Below are 19,393 nucleotides of genomic sequence, written 5' to 3' on the forward strand. Positions count from 1 at the left end.
CTATACAAACATCTTTTGCAATAAGCCTTTTTTAAAGGTTACCGTTTCATCAATTTGATGGCCTACTTTTTCAATGGATTTATCTATTGAATAAAGGAAGTTGGCGATTTTCTTTTGTTCAGGTTTAGAAGGTATTTCCATTTCAATTTCAGCTAACCTTTTGGTTGAAATGCCTAAAACTTTTGTCCCCTGCGCAATACGCATTATGGCTAGCCTCACTCTAAACACTTTCATTAAGTGCCCCGCAAAGCCGATATATATATTATTGTTTTTTTGTCTTGCTAGAAAAGTATGTAGTCCTGCTAATACTTTTTCGGAATTAAGGTTTACTACCTCAATTGCTTTACCAATATCTGCATAATCTTCAGACGCATCAGCAATAATTAAATCACCCTCTTTTAGATAACAATCGGCAGCAATTCTATCTATGTTTTCTTCATTATTTACAAATGGTACCTTTTCTTTTGTGACATCAAAATGGGAATCGAATCGCGTATGAATATCACCGTAATGTACATTCTTTACTCTTCCTGACTCATAGTTTAATTTATCTCTTGAAAATGAATTAGTTGTTTTAAATGAATAAATACTTCCAAACTTCTTCTCCTCCCATTCAGGAAAATCATTGCCGTTATCATCTTTAAAGCGGATGGTTTGTGAAAAGAGTTTTTGCATTATGCCTTTTTTGTAGCGCTCCAGTTCGGCTTTCTTTTTTTGGAGCAGGGTAATGCGTTTATCAACTGAGGTGAGGAAGTTGGCTATTTTGGTTTGTTCGTTGGGTGAGGGAATATTTAGTTTAAGTGTTTTTAACTGGTTACCATATAAATGAACTACAGAATTACCTTGTGCCAAACTTGCAATTTCTGTTCTTTTAGTATTGTTCAAATAATAGGAAAGGAACACACCATTAATTGGTGATTTTATGATATTTAAATCCCCACCTAGTGCGACTCCCTCTTTTAAAACACAGGATGCAGTTGCAATATCAATTTGAGTTTCTCCAGAGGCGGGGATAATTACATCGTTAGATTCACTTAAAACCAACTCATTTACGTCAACATTAGTTTTAGAAACAACCTCGTTAATTACTTCAGAATATACAGTATACAGCTCTCCATATCTAATACATTCGACTACTCCGTTTTCATTTATATCTGACTTAGAGATACCTTTCCCTTTACTAAAAGTCGCAATAGAGCCAAGTTTTTTGGAATTCAAACTCCCCTCAAACTCCGGAAAACGCAGTTTAGGCACATTATTCTCCATCTTCTTTCACTTTAAAAGGTGGAACAATGCCTAGCTCGTTACAAAAGCCGATAATCTCTTGGTTTACGTCTTCCAGGTCGTTATCATAAGCTATCAAACGCTCTGCGACTTCTTTTAAGTCGATTTCTTCTTCCTCTTCGAAGGTATCGACATAGCGGGGGATGTTCAGGTTGTAGTCGTTTTCGGCTATTTCCTGTAAAGTGCCAATGTGGCAGTATTTATCCACTTCCTTTCTCTCGCGATAGGTGCTGATGATTAAGTCAACATCTTCATCGCGCAACTCGTTTTGGTTACCGTTTTTAATATAATGGTCATCACCACTTGCATCGATGAACACCACGTTGTCATCGGCTTCTCTGCATTTCTTAAACACCAAAATACAGGTTGGTATGGAAGTGCCGTAGAAAATATTGGCCGGCAAACCAATGACTGCATCCAGGTAGTTACGGTCTTCTATCAGATACCTACGAATCACTCCTTCGGCCGCTCCCCGGAATAATACGCCGTGAGGCAGTACAGTCGCCATGGTGCCGTTATCGGCCAGCTGGTGTATCATGTGTTGCACAAAAGCATAGTCGGCCTTGGTTTTAGGGGCCAGCTTACCGTATTGACTAAAGCGCTCGTCCGTATCATTTAGTGGGTTATCACCACTTTTCCAATGGGCTGAGAAGGGCGGGTTAGCTACTACCGCTTCAAAACGTTTATCTAAATGCTGGGGGTTTTCGAGCGTGTCCTCTTGCTGGATGTCGAACTCACGAAAATGCACATCGTGCAATATCATGTTCATACGTGCCAGGTTGTAGGTGGTGCGGTTGAGCTCCTGTCCGTAAAACTCACTCACATCTTTTACTTCCTTGGCTACGCGTAGCAACAAAGAACCAGAACCACAGGTTGGGTCGTAGACGGATTTTAGTTTAGTCTTACCGGTGGTCACAATCTTAGCCAATATCTTACTCACCTGCTGCGGGGTATAGAATTCCCCGGCAGATTTACCGGCACCCGCTGCAAACTTGCCAATAAGGTACTCGTAGGCATCCCCCAGTACATCGGAGTCAACTTGTTTGAGTTTGAAATCGATTTTGTCGAGATGATTGAGGATTTTAACGATTACTTCGTTTCTGGCTCCAACGGTCCGACCAATTTTGGTAGAGGTCAGGTCCAGGTCTTCAAACAAAGCATTGAAGTCTTCTTCTGATTCGGTACCCATGGTGCTCTGCTCAATGTGGTTCATCACCGCCTGCAGGTCTTCTATGATGTAGTTGCTTTCGCTCTCGGTATCGGCGTTTCCTTTTTTGGCCAGTTCGGAAAATAACTCTTTGGGTTGCAGGAAGTAGCCCAACTTCAGAAGGGATTCTTCTTTGATGGCTTCCAATGTTTCGGCATCGGTCACATCTTTATAATCCGTTATTTTTTCGCCTTCCAACAGTTCGTTGGCGTATAAATATTGCTTCTCACTCAGGTATTTGTAAAAGATAAAACCGAGAATGTAATCGCGGTAATCGTCTGCACTAATCTTTCCCCTCAATAGGTTGGCGATGCCCCATAATTGGGCTTCCAATTGTTTCTTTTGGTCTTCGGACATATGTTAAGTTGTTCTTTATTTTTGTTTATTGCTCAAAGATAATTAGTGTTAAGGAATGGGCTAGCTCAAGTCAGATAAAGAGTTCCTTCTATTCGTGAAATATTCTTCTACCTCCATTTTAAGGTTTTCTCCAATGCAAATGTCAGTATCATCTATATTTACAGCAGCGCTATAAGAAATATTTACTAAGCTCACTACTCCTATAGAATAAAATATCCAATTGTAATTATTTATTATTGGAGAAATATTAGAAAACCAACCTTCATAATGTAAACTCATTATTGCTAAAACAATACAAGTAAAATAAGCAGTATATAATTCGTCACTTTCTTTCTTTTTTGATTGAAAAATCTGACATAGCCCTAAAAGCTGTTCGTTATTATTGATTAAAGCAAATTCTTCAAGCCTATTCTTTGAAATTAGATGTTTTTGTGATAAATCCTTTCTGCTCGAATGCCAGTGCAGCTTTTTTGTAAGAGTTACTAGAAATATCCTTAAAACTAGATGCACAAATTTGACAGACAGTATAAATACAAAGAAATAAAATATAAAACTAACTATATCATAGAACATTAAAAATGAAAATGCCTCCTCTAATTTTATTTCGTTTAATCTTGGAAGAGCAGTTCCAAATTGCTTGATGATAAAAACATCAATAAAAAGTAGAGCTATCAGAGTGCTAAGCCAAAACTTTGCTTTTAAAAAAGCAAAGTTATCGATGAAAAATATCTTATTAATAAGCGATTTTGTATCCATGTAACCCGTCATTGAATCAAGCTATGTATTTAACTCTCAAAATAATCTGAGTCAATTTCTTTATAAACAAAGGTCTCTTTAGGTGAGATGCCAATGTTGTATTCAATCATTAACTCAGCCAGGCGTTTGCCATCAATAAGGATGAGCGTTCGGTCAATCTTATCAGCGAACTCCTTAGCTGAAGGTGGAAAATCGGAGGTGGTTATGAAGACCCCTTTGCGAGCGTTATGGGCTAGCATGGCACCGGCAAAGTCGCGTACTTCTTTAATGGGGACTGTATTAGCATAGCGCTTGGCCTGGATGTAGATTTTATCCAATCCCAGGCGGTCTTCATTGATGATGCCGTCAATGCCACCATCGGTTGATTTTTTAGTGACCTGAGCGGCTTCGGCACGATTACCACCGTAGCCAATGGCCTGGAGTAAATCTAATACCAGTTCTTCAAATTTATAAGGATCGACCTTGATGAGTTGGTCCGCTAACTGCCTAATCAGCATTCGATTTATTTGCTGATAGGCTTCTTCAAAATTTTCTTTAGGGGTTTGACTATCTGATTCTACAGATTTTACATTACTTTCTCCATTATTCTTTACATTGGTACCTACAAACTCATTAAAAGAGTCATATTGTCTCAGAAATGCAGCGTCAATTTTAGAAGGATTTGCATTTAAAACTTCCATGCCGAGATTGGTAATTTGCACAAAACCTCGTTTTTCTGATTGTAACAAACCGGCCTTTTTGAGGTAGGTATTGGCCCAGCCAACCCGGTTATCAAACAAAGGTTGTTTTCCACTGGGCAACAATTGGCGCCTGTCGGCATTAGATAGCTTTAACTCTATTGAAAGCTTTTCAATTAACTGTCTGAATTTATATGTTTTTTCATCAGCAACACACCTTAACAAAGGTAGCATGATTGATTGGTAGTCAGGTACGGGCATGTGTGTTTTTATTTAGGAATTTAAAAATAGTAAAAAATGGGAATGTTATGTTCGAAATTTTGAGAATTTGATTTGTCTTTGTACTCGTATTTGCAGAATTAAGAGGTATGTTCAGCAAACAGCAATATCAAGCCGCATTAAAGCAGAGAGAAGAAGCAGAACATATTATCGAGCAATATGAGACCACTGATCTAATCCGATATATTCGGTCCTTTGATCTTCTGAACAAAGGTGATTACGTTACTTATGTGGGGGGGAGTTGTGGCAATAATTTAACCCTCGGGAGGCAATACCGGTTAACTTGTAAGCCATGGAATGGACGAATAGCTATCATTAACGATAGCGTTAAACGGATGATCTATCGTTTAAAGAATCGATATTTTGAGCTGTAATATTGAAATAACTACTATTAACTATGCTTCTCTTTTGATATAAGTATTTAATATTCATATCTTCTGTAAGTTTTATTTAGTAATATTTTTAACCTGGATACTATGAAAACTTTAAGAGGTACTATTTTTGGCGGCATTGCTTATTTTTTAATAGGATGGGTGGTATACGGCATGCTGCTTGGTAGTTTTTATGAAGCTAACACCGATGTTGCACTCAATCGGCCAGAAGAGGAAATGATCCTTTGGGCCATGTTCGTCTCCACTTTATTAGTCGCGTTATTTCTAACGATGTTTCTCAAATATGCTGGTGCAAGTCATTGGATGGATGGCATCAAAAAGGGAGGCTTATTTGGCCTTCTGATGGGATTAAGTATGAGCCTGTCTTTTTATTCCATGACAACGTGGTACAGCTCCTTTTGGATTGCCATCGTTGATGGTATTGTAAATGCTATTGTGATGGCCATTATAGGGGTAGTTATTGTATTAACCTGGGGAAAGAAGGAGTAGACTATTGAATCAACAGTTTTGGAGTGGTTGGGAGATAATTGATATATCCTATTACCAAAAGTACATCAGACTTGCTTGAAGTAAGCGACTTCGATTAGCTAAGCTCAAAAATCTTAAGACATGTCGAAGACCAAAAAGGGCAAGAAAAAAGTGCACATGCCAGTACACGCGAAAAAAGTAGGTGGCAAAAAGGTTAAGGTAAAAGAATATAATCGTTCGACGTCCGACTAGAGAAGTGGCAGGGGCGGTTTGCCCTCTAATTTTAAGATAAGACCAGAAAAGGCATATAGGTCTGGGCTTTTAGGTGATAATTACTCGTTCGCACAATTGGCGAGTCTGCAGCCTGTAAAAGCTAAAAAGAAATTATGTCTGGTAGAAGTAACCTACTTTCATTTAATAACTTTAAACTTAAAGAACATGTCTACAACAGGAGAAAAACCAGGAAAAGGGACGTATACGTGTAAGAAGTGTGGTCAAACGGTTGTATTGGATGATAACACAGATACCTTACCACCATGTCCAAAGTGCGGGCATACAGAATACAGACCTTAACTTAAAACAAGCTGACGCAGAGCAGCCAGTGGATGAACCGAGGAGAGTATACTTTATGTACTCTCCTTTTTCTTCACCATATTTGTTGGTTTTACAAATAGTAAGTTTTGCAACTTGAATAAGTTAGGTTTAGGTACGTTTGCCGTGTTACTTTCGTTTATCCCTGCTTTCTTTAGGCCAGATAATCACGTTCATCATTTCCCGTAAGCGGCTGCGCACGCGTTGGCCGTAGAGTTTTTCAATGTCCTGGGCGTTGAGGTTGGTGGTGGCATGGGTGATGAGGCGGTCGGAGATAAAGAGGTCGTAACGGCTGAGGAGGACCTCGGCCAGAACGTTGCATTCAGAGCCGAAATGTTTGATGTTGGTTTCGGCACCCAAATCATCGAGGCAGATGGTGATGGGCTTTTTTTGGCCTGGTGAGAGGGAGAAGCTGCGTTTGCTGTAGCGGTGAATCACCTCATAGCCGTCTTTTTGGAACTCGAAACTGATATCGCGGCAGGCTTTAATGGCAAAACGCTGGTGGGCCTGCAAGATGGTGGGCATCAGCTTCATGAGGGCTGTTTTTCCACAGCCTACAGGGCCAATCATGAGGATGCCTTTGCGGAGGTCGATGCCTTGCTGACTGGCTAATTGGTTATTCCTGATGAAATAGGCGAAGAGTTTTTTGATGATGGGCCTGTCTTCTTCGTACAGGTGAAAGTGTTGGCCATAAAGGGCTTTGCCTTTTTGAGTGATGAGGTCAAGTGATTTTTGGAAATCGTAGTAGATGGTGTTGTTGATGATTTGATAGTGTGACATGGTTGGTAAATTGAGGAATTGGTTAATTGTCGAATTGATGATTTACAGCTTGTTTGAATTGCTTTATCTTATTCCGAGAAATTGATACTTATAGCTCCGGTTTTGCTCGAGCCGCAAGGGCTTTTACTTTAGTTCACAAGTGTTTATTTTGGTGTTCATGATTTCCACTTCGTTTCAATTCTTCCTGCAGTCGAGAAAGTAAACAAAGAGTCCGCCGACTACCGCACTCGCTGACCCATCCCGATTTTCATCAGGAAAAGAAAGAACTCTTCCGATATTCATCGGAATCAAACAGCTTTCTTTTCTCTCTGATTTCAAATCTATGTGTACCCTAGCTGCGTTGCTGAGGTCGGAGAGGGAACTCTCATAGGGGTTCATCGTAGTTAGAGGATGAGGGTGGTGGCGAAATGGGACGTAGCGGGATACTGCGCGCATCGGATATGGAATTATTAGGTGAGCGGTGTTTTTCCCGGAATTGTTCTTTGCGGGTGTCGTTGGCTTTTTTCTCAAACTTTTTAATGTTGAGCATCCAGTTGCGGGCAGCGGCCTTCCAGTCTTTCATGGGTGTTTTACCACCAACGAGCCAGCCGTTGGACTCGTAGTAGTTGAAGAAACGCTCGGCCTCAGCATCAGGGTGGCCTTTTTCGTGGAAGTAGATTTGGATATGCGCTAAAGGGGGAATTTCTGCTTTTGTCCTTTGGGTATCTTCACCAGGGAAGTGTAGCTTCGTTTTCATAGTGATATCACTTTTAGGATTAGACTTTGAATTATTTTTCTCCTTATAGAGTGTGTTAGTTTGTATGTTTATAGAAGGAGTCATTTTTGATACAGGTAGTGAACAGGTAGCTGTGTCAAAAGTGAACAGGTGAATGCGGCTTCCTTTGGTTGGATCAAAGGATGGGTCGTAACGGATAAAGCCATGGTGGTGCAGGTCTCTAAGGGCATTGAGGTATGTTCCGGAGGACCCAATTTTGGCCAGTTTCATGGTTTCAGTTCTTGAGATGCTTATCGGGTTCTCAAATCGGTTTGTATTCCACATTCTGAACAATACCAGGTAAAGGCTTATATGGTATGGTTTAAAGCTTGTTATCTGATCCATCAAGGCGAAAACATTAGTTTGATGCTTGATGTAGTTCATGGGGTTAGTTATTAGTTTTTAGGCAGAAGGCAGAAGTGATTGATGTCGCGTTGTGCTACCGGACGGGTTCGCTTGAGCCGCGAAAGCTTTTCCTTTAGTTCACAAGTGTTTATTTTGGTGTTCATGATTTCCACTTCGTTTCAATTCTTCCTAGAGCCGAAGAAAGGAAACAAAGAAGACCGCCGCTAAGCTCCTCGCTGACCTTTCATGTTTCATTCACTGAATTAAAAGAACTCGCTACGCTTCTAACAGCTTTTAATTCTCCGCTCATTTCAACAGAAAGGAGCCCAGCTGTGGAGCTAAATGCGGATTTGTAACTGTTCAATAGGAGCTCTTATTTTGGAGGAGCATTTTTTGAATGTCCTGGTAGTTGTAGTAGTAGATGCCTCCGATTTTGGTAGCCGGCAGGTCACCGCTGATGCGCATGTTGGTCAGGGTGTTTGGCGATATGCGGAGGATTTTCAGGACTTCTTTTGTTTTGAGCCACTGTTTGTTTTGGCTTACATCCTGCGATGAAAGCAGCTTTTTGATTTCTGAAAGTAGTTCTGTTTTAAATTCTTTCAGGTCTTCGATGGTTAATACTTCTATTGACATAATTCTGATGATTGATTTTGATTGACAACAAAGGAAAGCAATCAGGTATTATGAAAATAGTTATACTGCTTATATAAGGTGTGTATAAGGGTTGCAGATTATCAATTAGTTAGGGGTATTGAAATCGGCTAATTTTTATTTTTCTGAATGTAATTGAGTATGTCCAAAACGTCATCTTTGACGGCCTCCCACGAGGAAGGAAGTGGGGAGTAGAAGTTGTTGCTGATGTTTTGGATGGAAATATCTTCGCTGCCTTTGGATTTAAAATTTTCATTAAAGAGCCTGAATAATGCCTGTTTGCTTGTCGGTTTCAGGTGGTTTGTATCCACTAAAATTTTTAATAAACATCCGAGTTGGGCCACCGAAGTGTTTAAAGTATGCTTTGACTTTTCAGCTTTCTCAGCTTGACTTTGTACTGTGCTTAACGGGATTATGTTGTCGGGAAGGATGAAGTTAATTTCCGCTTCCAACCAGGCGATAAGCGTTTTTTTAATTGTTGGCTGGCTTGAGCGATAGGCCATCTTCTTAACTGTTCTGGTTTGTCTGACACATTTCAGGAAATGCTTTAAGGTGTAGAGCTGATCGTTAACCGTTATCTCACTTTGATATTTCTCTTTTATGAACTCGGTCATGAAGTTAAAGGCCTTAGTGGAGTTAAGGTTGTAGGAAATAATTTCTTTACAGTAGATGTCAGCCGCACTTTCATAGCTAAAAAGTGGAAGGTTTATTGCGTATAAGCGCTTTATCCATTTGTATATGTAATTTTTATCCGAGAAGCTGTAAGCATCCTTTTGATGTGTGATAAATTCGGTAAGTGGCTGTAGGAGGATGTCAGTGGTTTTTGTGTTAACACCTTGTATCTCAAACGCTGATTTGATTTTATCCAGGTGCTTAGTGAACGTGCTCTTATGAATCTGGTAATATACTTCGGGCATATTGGAGCGGTTATTGAAGTAATCAGCAAACTGGTCATTGATAAAAGTGAGCGCTTCCAAAAGGCTACTTATAATTGGCTTATGCCATGATAGCTGGCATTCTAATTTTGAGTTGCACGTGCACTTTTTATTTTGAACCTGGTCGACCAGGCGTGTCAGGCAAGATTGATAGAACCGTATCAGGTTATTCATCTTTTTATCGGAACGTAATCTGGAGGACTCGGAGAGTAGGTGGTCCTTAATGGTGTCAGTCAGATTTATAATGTCAGCCTTAAAAAACATTTCATCTGGCGGGGTGTGCCTGATTAAACATACTTTGGGGTTGCCAATACTGGTTACAAGGCGCTCAATCTGGTTAAGAATATAGGCCATTGGTTTTTAAGGTAAATGTTTAGCTCAAATAAAATCAGCTTCGGATAAGAGCCGAAACTGATTCTACTAATTTAATAAATTTGAAGTAAAAAGAAACCTTATGTTGATAAAAATGAGGCGTTTTGAATGGTTTAGTGTCATTTGATTCAAGTGCCAAGGTACTTTTTATCACTCACCTTCGGGCTTAGCTTTTCTTTAAGCACCAGCATGTCTTCACTAATCTTGCTTTCTATAACTTTAGCATATACCTGGGTGGTGGAGAGTTTTGTGTGGCCCAGTATTTTGCTTACTGTTTCGATGGGCACTCCGTTTGATAATGTTATTGTTGTTGCAAAGGTGTGCCTGGCAATATGAAACGATAGATTCTTCTTAATCTCACACAGGTCAGCTATTTCTTTCAAATAGGTGTTTAGACGCTGATTGGAAATAGAGGGGAATAGTTTGTTTTGGTTGATAGCTTTGGGGTTATCTTTATATTTATCCAAGATAGCCCGTGCGGCAGGCAGAAGCGGAATGTGCACCGGAATATCTGTTTTTTGCCTTTTAGTATATATCCATAGGGCGCCATCAATGCCTACTACCAGGTTATTTCTGGTCAGGTTATGTACATCGATATAAGCCAGCCCGGTATAACAAGCAAAGACAAATAGGTCTTTGGAGAACTGGATGCGATTGATGCTGAAGTGCTTTTCTTCTATGCGTTGCAGCTCCTGAGCGGTTAAGAAAGCGCGCTCCACCTTTTTGAAGGTTAAGCGATAGTTGTCAAATGGGTTTTTCTCCAGCCAATCCAATTTAACGGCCAAATTGATCATTTTACGAAAGCGCTCCATGTGCTTCATGATGCCATTGTTGTTTAACGGGCGCTGATGGTCAGTGGGTTGATGGGCCCTCAGGAAGGCTTCAAACTCAGTTATGAAACGATAATTCAGTTCTTTTAATAAAATATCCTCCCGCTTTTTTCTTTTTTGAAGGAAGGATTTGAGGTACCTGGCGGTGGTCAGGTAGTTTTTGAGGGTCCCCCATGTTAAGATGTCTTTTTGTGACTCGGCATGGTAATCAATTAGATATTGCAGGGTGATGTCTTCTTCACTGTAGCCAAAGAATAGTTGCTTAATAGAGTGAGCGCTAAGAAGCTTTTTGTTGAGAAGCAGATTCCGGTAAATAGTGGTCAATTCGCTACGTACACTTTCCAGGTATAAATTTGTTTTTCGTGCTTCAGCGGTTGTTGAAGTGACTCTTTCCTTGGCTTTGCTCCAGTGTTTGGTTTTTACATTTGTTTTAAGAGAAAACTCTGTTCTGTGGCCATTGACCGTTAAGCGGGCATAGACTGAGGATTCTTCCTTGTTGCTTTTTAGTGGTCTGGCCACAAATAAAACTCTAAATGTCTGTTCTTGTGTGTTCATTGGTTTGATTTTGTTGTTGATAAATATGTGTTTTAAAACGCTTTTAATTAGCTACTTAGCTAATATCAACAATCAAAATCAATCATCAGAAAGGGTGAAAAACTACACTTTAAATCGCTGTAACTTTCACTGCCATAGGTTTTTGTAAAATCAATCGGGAGTAAATATAAGGAAAAAGAATTTGACTCCCGAATGACTCCCGAGCAAAGCTCAAAAAGATGATTTATTATGAATTTGCATAAAAACACAAAAGCCTGTAAATCAATAGATTTACAGGCTTTTGATGAACAATAAAAAGTGTGTTCGTCGGGATGACAGGATTTGAACCTGCGACCCCTGGTCCCCCAGACCAGTGCGCTAACCGGGCTGCGCCACATCCCGCTGATGACAGTGCAAAGGTAATTAAAAACCCAAATTGAGCAATCAGATTAAATTAAAAAAAACAAAAAATAGAAACCGGTAGATCAGATTTAATTTATAAACTCATCAGTATTAACCGCGAATTGCTATTTTTGTTAGCGCACATTCGACATCACAACATAGAGAAAAAAACAGGTGAGTGAAATTGAACTATTAAAAGGAATTGAAAAAGGGGACGAAGCTGCTTATAAAGAACTGTTTCTTGCATATTACACGCAATTGGTTGTATTTGCCCGAAAAGTAGTGGTGGATGATGACTTGGCACGCGAGCTGGTTCAAGATGTGATTGTTAACTTTTACGAAAAGCGGGGGGAGATAAAAATACACTCATCGCTTAAGGCGCACCTGTATCAGTCTGTTCGCAACAGGTGTTTAAATCAAATTAAGCATAGCCAGATACGCAGAGACCACCATGCTCATATTTTTCAGTTGCAGAAAAATGATGAAGCCTATATAGATAGTATGCTTGAGGAAACTGAACTGGAGCAGAGGATAAATTCAATTATACAAACACTGCCCTCTCAGTGTAAGCGCATTTTTGAAATGAGCCGGTTCGATGGACATAGTAATCAGGATATTGCCGATCAGTTGGAGTTGTCAAAAAGAACTGTTGAAACACAAATAAGTAAAGCTCTTAAGGTATTGCGTAAACAGCTGGCAGGCTACTTGGACGTGTGGTTGATTCTGTTTTGGCTTTTTTTTAAATAAAAAATGCAGGAAATAATACGTGTGCAGGAAAGGAGAGTTGTCACACTTAATGACACGAAGTATTTGTAACCTTTAAAGGGATAAAAAGATGGAATTCGTATTTCAAATATTAGCTGACTTGTTATCACCAGTTGACGAAAAGCAAGTGAAGGCAGAAGTAAAGCAAGCACAGGAGAAAACCGCTAAAGAGAGCGTTGTTGAGCAGGTGGAAGAAGTAGAAACTGAACAGCCAAATATCTTTGGTGTTATGGACTTTCATTAATCATTTGCAGGTAGATAAATAGGTGCCTGCGTATTTAATGAAAACACTAAGTAGTACAATATGAATGAGCTAAATAAGCATATGGATGAGTTGATTGTGAGATGCCTCTGCGGTGATTTATCGCCGGAGGAGGAGCAGGCATTGCAGGCTTGGAAGGAACAATCAGAAGCGAATGCTGAACTCTTTCGTAAAATGGAAAAGGTTTGGATGCACGCGGGTGCATTAAACGCTTTTCGCTCTGTTGATGTTGATGCAGATTTTGAGCTGTTTAAATCAAAAGTAGGTTTGGCCCCTAAGGTCGTTAAGCACTCTTTCCGTCAGGTGATGAGAAGAGTGGCTGCAGTAATGATTCCTGCGTTGGCATTAGTAACAGCCTATACTTTATATCAAACCATGCCGGGTTTTGGCAAATGGGAAGCCTTCAGTACTGATGAGCAGGTTGAGACTATTGTTTTGCCCGATGCATCAGAGGTTTCTTTGAATGCCAATAGCCATTTGGTTTATGAAAAAGATTTATCAGGCGAAACCCGAAGCTTGAGGCTTAAAGGTGAAGGATATTTTAAGGTGGCTAAAAATCCGGAACAACCCTTTTGTGTTAAAGTGGGTGATGCAGAGGTGAAAGTTTTAGGCACCGAATTCAATATTGATGAAAAAAAGGATGAAGGTGTAATTACGCTTTCTGTTACCGAGGGCTTAGTTTTATTTTCAACCTCTAACATGGCGGTGGAGGTAGCAGCAGGCGAAACGGCCGTTTTTGCCGATGGTGAAATCGATAAAAGAACATTGAAATCATCCAATTGTATTGCATGGAAAACTGGTCAAATAAGTTTTAAGCAAGCTCCTTTGCAGGAGGTGTTAGAAACAATAAAGGATCATTTTACAGAGCTTACAGCCATTGAAAATAAGGCCTCCAATACAGAATTACATATCACCACAAGCTTTATCAACCCATCGTTAGAAGATGTGTTGGTAGAATTAAGAATTCATTTCAAGAAAAAATTTGAGATTAATGATAACAAATTGGTCATCTCTGATTAATTTCGGAGGTGATTAGTTTATTATGTCAGTAATCTTAAGCCATACTCATAAAAGCACATTATTACTTTTGCTCATTCTTTTGGTATCAACCCATTTGAATGGGCAAAACGTTTTATATACCCCGGTTGAATTTGCATCAGAAACAGGTTCCACAAAAAGTTTTCTTTCCGAAATAGAGGCGCAAACGGATATTGTGTTTAGTTACAGTAATCAATTGTGCTTTGAAACAGAAGTGCAGCTGCCCGTTCGATTTGGAACTGTGAGGCAGGTATTAGACGCTTTGTTTATTAACTGTCCTTCGAATTACATTGTTAGAGGTTCAAAAATAATTATTCAGCCAATAACGGAAGACTCTGAAAAGTTTGTTATTAAAGGATACGTTATTGATAGTAGCTCCAAAGAGGCATTGATTCAGGCAAATGTATACGAACCGGAGTTACTTTTAGGTACCATGAGCAATAACTTTGGGTTTTTTAGCATCGTCATGCCTAAGGGGTTTGTCCATTTAAGTAGTTCGTATGTAGGTTATAAAAATAGTCACCAGTATATTAATCTGGAGCAGGATACGGCTATTTATTTTTTGATGGAGCCTAAAGATGAACTGGATGAGATCGCAGTGGTGGGCGATAGGGTTCCGGGGCGTGTTAAAAGTACGCGAACAGGTACAATCGATGTGCCCATTGAACAAATAAAGAAGGTGCCGGTGTATCTTGGAGAGGTGGATGTAGTGAAGAGTATTCAACTACTGCCTGGCATACAGAGTGGAGGTGAGGGGTTCAGTGAGTTGTACGTTAGAGGCGGTGGCCCCGATCAGAACTTGGTGCTCATGGACGATGTGCCTATTTATAACGTAAGTCATCTGCTTGGCTTTTTCTCCATTTTTAATGCCGATGCTGTTAATAAAGTAAGGGTGATAAAAGGAGGCTTTCCGGCACGCTATGGCGGACGTTTGTCATCGGTGGTAGATATACGCATGTATGATGGCAACAACGAGGAGTTTAAAGGGGTTGCGAGTATAGGGCTTTTATCCAGTAAAATAGCAGTAGAAGGACCTTTGATAAAAAATAAGTCATCGTTTTCTGCTTCATTGAGGCGTACATATTTCGATGTTTTAACAAGTATGTGGCAATGGAAAGAGGCAGATAAAAGTCGATACTATTTTTACGATTTCAATACAAAACTGAATTACAAGCTCTCAGACCGTGACCGCCTATATTTTAGCGCCTACTTGGGGAAAGATCAGTATGGGATATCCTATAACGAGCAGCACATACCAATTGGATCGGGGCAGGAGACTGGCGGTGAGCAAACCGTTAAAACGTATGATGAGAGTGATATTGGCTGGAGAAATTATGTTGGAGCCGTCAGGTGGAATCATGTTTTTGGCAACAAAGTATTTGCGAACACAACTATTACCTATAGCGACTATCGTTTTTTTATCGATCAGACTTTGAATTACATGTCGGATGGCAGCTGGAGTAAAGGGAGTAAGAACTATTATAGTGGGATTCGGGATTTTAGTGCCAAAATAGACTTAGATTATATGCCCTCGCCCAAGCACTATATCAGGATGGGAGCGAGTGCCATCAACCATGTATTTTATCCGGGTATCGATGTTGTTTTACAGGAGTTTTCAGGAGGGGTGCCTGTGGATACTGCCTATGGAGGAACTGAAATGTACCGTTCTGAGTTTCGACTTTACATGGAAGATGATTTTCATTTGCTGCCCCGTTTAAAATTGAATATTGGAGGGCACTTTTCTCTTTTTCAAACAGATGGGGGTAAGTATTACTGGTCGGCCGAGCCCCGGTTATCTGCTCGTTTTCTGATGCGCGATAATTTCTCAGTGAAGCTGGCGTATAGTCAAATGACACAGTACATGCACTTACTTCGGACCGCCACAGTGGCAATGCCTACTGATTTGTGGCTACCTGTATCGGAGAAAATTGCACCCATGCGGGCTGCTCAAAGTGCTTTGGGCTTTGAGTATGAGATTAACAAAGGCTTTAGTGTATCATTAGAATTATATTATAAAAAACTGGCCGATATTCTGGCTTATAAGGAAACAACAGGATATTTTGATTTTGCATCCGACTGGCAGAGTAAACTAACTGCCGGAAAAGGGCAGTCATACGGTTTTGAATTATTATTACACCGTAAGTTAGGAAGTTTATCTGGCTGGTTTGGCTATACTTATTCTAAATCGACCAATAAGTTTGATGAGCTAAATAATGGCAAAGCTTTTCCCGCAAATTATGATCGTACGCACGATGTTTCTTTGTATACAACCTATAAATTATCAAAAAAGGTGGATGTGGGGTTCACCTGGACATTTGGGTCAGGTAGCCCAATAACACTGCCAGAAACGAAGTATTACGCCCCTCAACTACCTACGACTGTGAGTGATGCAGAAGGTGGAAGTAATCAGCTAATTAATGAGAGGAATGGGTATCGGATGCCCAACTTTCATCGTCTGGATATCGGATTTAATTTTAAGAAAGAAAAACATTGGGGAACGCGCTTGTGGAGCCTTGGCTTAATGAATAGCTATGGCCGGCAAAATCCCTTCTTTTTGTATTTTGCCGATAGCGAAAATCAGCAGACTGGTGAGTTGGAGCGTTCATTAAAACAGTTTAGCTTATTTCCAATCCCAATACCCTATGTGCGTTACACTGTAAAATTTTAGCCGGATGCGAAGGATTTTGTACATATTACTGGCGTTATTGCTAATTGCATGTGAGAAAGATATTGAGATAGAGTTAAATGCTCAGTCTGATAAACTGGTGATGTACACATTTATCTATCCCGATAGTACTCTTAATTTTCACTTAAGTAAGAGTCAGAGTATACTATCGCTTGAGGATTATCAGCACGTTGATAAGGGCAGATTTCAACTGTTCGTAAATGACGATTTTCAAGGTGCTTACATTCTGCCATCGGATACCATTTGGAGCTCCTGGCCCGAGTTTAATTTCGAACCTGGCGATGCTGTTCGAATTAATGCCTATGAGTTAAATGGAGACACTGTAAAAGCTCAAACATATATTCCAAAAGCTGTTGAGCTAGCAGCTATGGATACTGTAACAATTGTGCGGGATGTGCCTGATAATGGCATTCAGAAGATGTTAAAGGTAAGCCTGAGGTTTGAGGATCCGCCAGGGGAAAATAACTACTACCAGGTAATAGCTGTGCGCGAAGGATGGGGTGATAGGGCCGGAGAACCTTATTTTACTCAGGAAACCATTGTTTACGATAAGGATGACGCTGTTTTTACGCAGGGGGAACAAAGTGGAAGTTTGTTGCCTGGGCTCGACTTTCAGGGCCTTTTTACCGATGGTGTAATTGATGGAAAGGCCTACACGTTTACCCTTTACATTCCCACAGATGATTTGTTTTTTGATTACTATGAAGATAAAATTCGTATTACCTTTTATCTTTATCACCATACGTCAGATTATTTCAGTTATTTTCGTTCCATTATCCTAGCCGATGGTTATGAAGGTTTTTATGAAGGCCTGCCTGTTTTTGAGCCGGTTAAGATTTATAGTAATGTGCAAAATGGGCTAGGTTTGGTTTCCGGAATGAACTTTGATAGTGACTCGTTGGTTTTTGTCAAGTGATTCTCTTTTTATGCACTTGGCAGGTTCGTGTAGGATGCGTGTGCCTGTCATTTTAGCGTGTGAAATGTCATATTTATGAAACGGCATATCTTTTGAGGAGAATGGCTAAAATTTGTAGTTTTACCGCTTATTGAAAAAAATTAATAATTAGATATTATGGCTCTTTTTGAAAAAATGGAAAACCTGGATGCCCCTCAGAATGAAAACAAAGAGATGGGTGAGGCAGAAAAGGTAAAAGTGTTAATCATTGGTTCTGGTCCGGCTGGTTACACGGCTGCAATATACGCTGCAAGAGCTAACTTAAGTCCTGTTATGTACGAAGGTCTGCAGCCAGGTGGTCAGTTAACAACGACTACTGAGGTTGAAAACTTTCCTGGTTACGCCGATGGAATAACTGGTCCTGAAATGATGGAAGATTTAAAGAAACAGGCTGCTCGTTTTGGTACCGATATTCGTTTTGGTATGGCAACAGCAACTGATTTGAGTAAGCGACCATTTAAGGTAACCATCGATGGCAACAAATTGGTTGAGGCCGAAGCTTTAATCATTGCAACCGGTGCAACAGCCAAATACCTTGGTATACCTGATGAAACAAAATACGCCGGTTCGGGAGTGTCTGCCTGTGCAACATGTGATGGGTTCTTTTACCGTGGAAAAGATGTCGCTGTTGTAGGTGGTGGCGACACTGCTCTTGAAGAGGCTATGTATCTGGCGGGCTTGTGTAATAAAGTATACCTGATTGTTCGCCGCGATGTTTTCAGAGCTTCAAAGGTAATGCAGGAGCGCGCTCTTAAAACGCCAAATATTGAAGTGTTGTGGAAGCATCAAACCAAAGGCTTGTTTGGCGATGGTGTAGTAGAAGGAGCAACTTTGGTGAAAAATATGGGCACGCCAGAAGAGGAAGAAGTGAAAATTAAGATTGATGGGTTCTTCCTGGGTATTGGGCACAAGCCTAATTCTGACATTTTTGCCGATTATATTGATACCAATGATGTTGGTTATATTAAAACGGTTCCAGGTACATCCAAAACAAATGTACCTGGCGTATTTGCATGTGGAGATGTGCAGGATGATCAATATCGTCAGGCTGTAACAGCCGCCGGGTCTGGTTGTATGGCAGCAATTGATGCGGAGCGCTTTTTAGCCGAACAATCATAAAATTTTTAAGATAATCGATAAAGAGGGAATAGCACGGCTATTCCCTTTTTTTATGACAAATTTAGTGGTACCTTTCAAGTACTAGAGTTAAAAAAGTGATGAAGCACCCTTTTGTGGTGATGAAATTTGCAGAAATTATCCTAGATTTGTATGATGTATTAAGAAGAAGTTATACTGATGGACGATATATTTGGAAAGATAGGTACAAGTCAAACCTTAAGTCAAAAGATAGAACGGAAGATTGAGGAAGCAATTCGAGCTAAGCGTTTGATCTCAGGTACCAAGTTGCCTTCAGAAAAAGAGTTGTGCGAAAGTTTTGCGGTGAGCCGAACAGCACTTCGGGAGGCTTTGCGCCGATTGAGCGCACGTGGCTTAATTGAAATTAAAAAGGGAAGTGGGATGTATGTGTCTGAACTAAAGATTGAGGATGCAATTAAATCCTTAAACCTTTATTACGACATGAAGTTTGATTCTAGCCTTATCAGGCAGATTATTGAAGTGCGTCGCATATTTGAGCCGGAGATTGGCCGTTTGGCAGCTACCAATCGGAAAGATGAAGATTTAAAGGTTTTGCAGGATAATGTTCGGGAACTGGAACTGTGTAATCCTGATAATACCCAGCTTGAAGTAGACCTGATCAACCGCTTTCATATGAATATGGCCAAGGCAACAGGTAATCCAATTGTAATTATTTCAATGGAGCCGATTTATTCACTTCTGCCACGTCTTAGAAATATGATCTATGCCAATATTGAAGGCGAAAAAGAGTATACTTTACGTTTGCAGAAAGAAATATTAAGTGCTTTAGCAGATAAAGATAGTGAGCGCTCCTATCAATACACCGTTGAGTTGCTGGACCGGAACATGGAAATCTATGATAAGTACTTCAAAGATGTTTAATTTTTTAGTATTCCGTATAAAAAATAGGCTGTCCGTTTTGCTTTTTGGGACAGC

The 19,393-nt window shown here is 40.1% G+C and carries 18 protein-coding genes and 1 tRNA gene; 9 read left to right on the top strand and 10 right to left on the bottom strand.

Going from position 1 to position 19,393, the window contains the following annotated elements; genetic code table 11:
• Genes ACSX1H_RS04550 through ACSX1H_RS04565 form a run of 4 tightly spaced genes read right to left on the bottom strand, consistent with a single transcriptional unit; the run spans position 1 to position 4,542 of the window.
• Entirely contained in the window at positions 1–1,266 is a 1,266-nt protein-coding gene (locus tag ACSX1H_RS04550; protein WP_439182526.1) for a restriction endonuclease subunit S, read from the bottom strand.
• Positions 1,256–2,848, bottom strand: coding sequence for a type I restriction-modification system subunit M (locus ACSX1H_RS04555; protein ID WP_439182527.1), 1,593 nt, complete (start codon positions 2,846–2,848; stop codon positions 1,256–1,258). The genes ACSX1H_RS04550 and ACSX1H_RS04555 overlap by 11 nt, the downstream gene beginning before the upstream one ends.
• Before the next feature lie 60 nt (positions 2,849–2,908).
• The gene (locus ACSX1H_RS04560; protein WP_439182529.1) at positions 2,909–3,604 is read right to left on the bottom strand and encodes a hypothetical protein; all 696 of its coding nucleotides are present in this window, start codon (positions 3,602–3,604) and stop codon (positions 2,909–2,911) included.
• A 29-nt stretch (positions 3,605–3,633) separates the two neighbouring features.
• Entirely contained in the window at positions 3,634–4,542 is a 909-nt protein-coding gene (locus ACSX1H_RS04565; protein ID WP_439182531.1) for a restriction endonuclease, read from the bottom strand.
• 494 nt (positions 4,543–5,036) lie between these two features.
• Here ACSX1H_RS04565 and ACSX1H_RS04570 point away from each other — a divergent pair, with 494 nt between their 5' ends.
• Both ACSX1H_RS04570 and ACSX1H_RS04575 read left to right on the top strand, forming a co-directional pair.
• Positions 5,037–5,441 carry a DUF1761 family protein gene (locus ACSX1H_RS04570; protein WP_439182533.1) on the top strand — a complete coding sequence of 135 codons (405 nt, stop codon included), beginning with the start codon at positions 5,037–5,039 and terminating at the stop codon, positions 5,439–5,441.
• Positions 5,442–5,858: 417 nt separating this feature from the next.
• Complete coding sequence (locus ACSX1H_RS04575) at positions 5,859–5,993, top strand: zinc ribbon-containing protein (RefSeq protein ID WP_143302924.1); 135 nt, start codon at positions 5,859–5,861, stop codon at positions 5,991–5,993.
• A gap of 147 nt (positions 5,994–6,140) precedes the next feature.
• Here the strand turns inward: ACSX1H_RS04575 and ACSX1H_RS04580 are convergent, their stop codons facing one another.
• The 6 genes from ACSX1H_RS04580 to ACSX1H_RS04605 all read right to left on the bottom strand — a co-directional run bounded on the left by ACSX1H_RS04580 (position 6,141) and on the right by ACSX1H_RS04605 (position 11,614).
• On the bottom strand, positions 6,141–6,791 hold the full coding sequence (locus ACSX1H_RS04580; RefSeq protein WP_439182535.1) for an AAA family ATPase: 651 nt from the start codon (positions 6,789–6,791) through the stop codon (positions 6,141–6,143).
• Between the two features lie 364 nt (positions 6,792–7,155).
• Entirely contained in the window at positions 7,156–7,929 is a 774-nt protein-coding gene (locus tag ACSX1H_RS04585; RefSeq protein ID WP_439182536.1) for a hypothetical protein, read from the bottom strand.
• Between the two features lie 321 nt (positions 7,930–8,250).
• Complete coding sequence (locus tag ACSX1H_RS04590; protein WP_439182537.1) at positions 8,251–8,523, bottom strand: helix-turn-helix domain-containing protein; 273 nt, start codon at positions 8,521–8,523, stop codon at positions 8,251–8,253.
• Between the two features lie 128 nt (positions 8,524–8,651).
• A complete protein-coding gene (locus ACSX1H_RS04595; RefSeq protein WP_439182538.1) occupies positions 8,652–9,830 on the bottom strand; it encodes a hypothetical protein in 1,179 nt (392 codons plus the stop codon).
• Positions 9,831–9,976: 146 nt separating this feature from the next.
• Entirely contained in the window at positions 9,977–11,233 is a 1,257-nt protein-coding gene (locus tag ACSX1H_RS04600; RefSeq protein ID WP_439182539.1) for a site-specific integrase, read from the bottom strand.
• Between the two features lie 306 nt (positions 11,234–11,539).
• Positions 11,540–11,614 (bottom strand) — tRNA-Pro (locus ACSX1H_RS04605).
• Positions 11,615–11,788: 174 nt separating this feature from the next.
• On the opposite strand from ACSX1H_RS04605, the gene ACSX1H_RS04610 reads away from it, so the two are divergent.
• The 7 genes from ACSX1H_RS04610 to ACSX1H_RS04640 all read left to right on the top strand — a co-directional run bounded on the left by ACSX1H_RS04610 (position 11,789) and on the right by ACSX1H_RS04640 (position 19,339).
• Positions 11,789–12,361 (top strand): RNA polymerase sigma-70 factor, encoded by a 573-nt coding sequence (locus tag ACSX1H_RS04610; protein WP_439182541.1) that lies wholly within the window; start codon positions 11,789–11,791, stop codon positions 12,359–12,361.
• 88 nt (positions 12,362–12,449) lie between these two features.
• Positions 12,450–12,623 (top strand): hypothetical protein, encoded by a 174-nt coding sequence (locus ACSX1H_RS04615; RefSeq protein WP_439182543.1) that lies wholly within the window; start codon positions 12,450–12,452, stop codon positions 12,621–12,623.
• Positions 12,624–12,683: 60 nt separating this feature from the next.
• The gene (locus ACSX1H_RS04620; protein ID WP_439182544.1) at positions 12,684–13,661 is read left to right on the top strand and encodes a FecR family protein; all 978 of its coding nucleotides are present in this window, start codon (positions 12,684–12,686) and stop codon (positions 13,659–13,661) included.
• A gap of 22 nt (positions 13,662–13,683) precedes the next feature.
• Complete coding sequence (locus tag ACSX1H_RS04625; protein WP_439182545.1) at positions 13,684–16,347, top strand: TonB-dependent receptor; 2,664 nt, start codon at positions 13,684–13,686, stop codon at positions 16,345–16,347.
• Positions 16,348–16,351: 4 nt separating this feature from the next.
• Complete coding sequence (locus tag ACSX1H_RS04630) at positions 16,352–17,281, top strand: DUF4249 domain-containing protein (protein ID WP_439182547.1); 930 nt, start codon at positions 16,352–16,354, stop codon at positions 17,279–17,281.
• A gap of 156 nt (positions 17,282–17,437) precedes the next feature.
• On the top strand, positions 17,438–18,439 hold the full coding sequence (gene trxB / locus ACSX1H_RS04635; protein ID WP_439182548.1) for a thioredoxin-disulfide reductase: 1,002 nt from the start codon (positions 17,438–17,440) through the stop codon (positions 18,437–18,439).
• 177 nt (positions 18,440–18,616) lie between these two features.
• Positions 18,617–19,339 carry a FadR/GntR family transcriptional regulator gene (locus ACSX1H_RS04640; RefSeq protein WP_439182549.1) on the top strand — a complete coding sequence of 241 codons (723 nt, stop codon included), beginning with the start codon at positions 18,617–18,619 and terminating at the stop codon, positions 19,337–19,339.
• The last annotated feature ends 54 nt before the right edge of the window (positions 19,340–19,393 follow it).

It is taken from the genome of Carboxylicivirga taeanensis (genome assembly GCF_051851475.1).
In the GTDB taxonomy this organism is placed as follows: domain Bacteria; phylum Bacteroidota; class Bacteroidia; order Bacteroidales; family Marinilabiliaceae; genus Carboxylicivirga; species Carboxylicivirga taeanensis.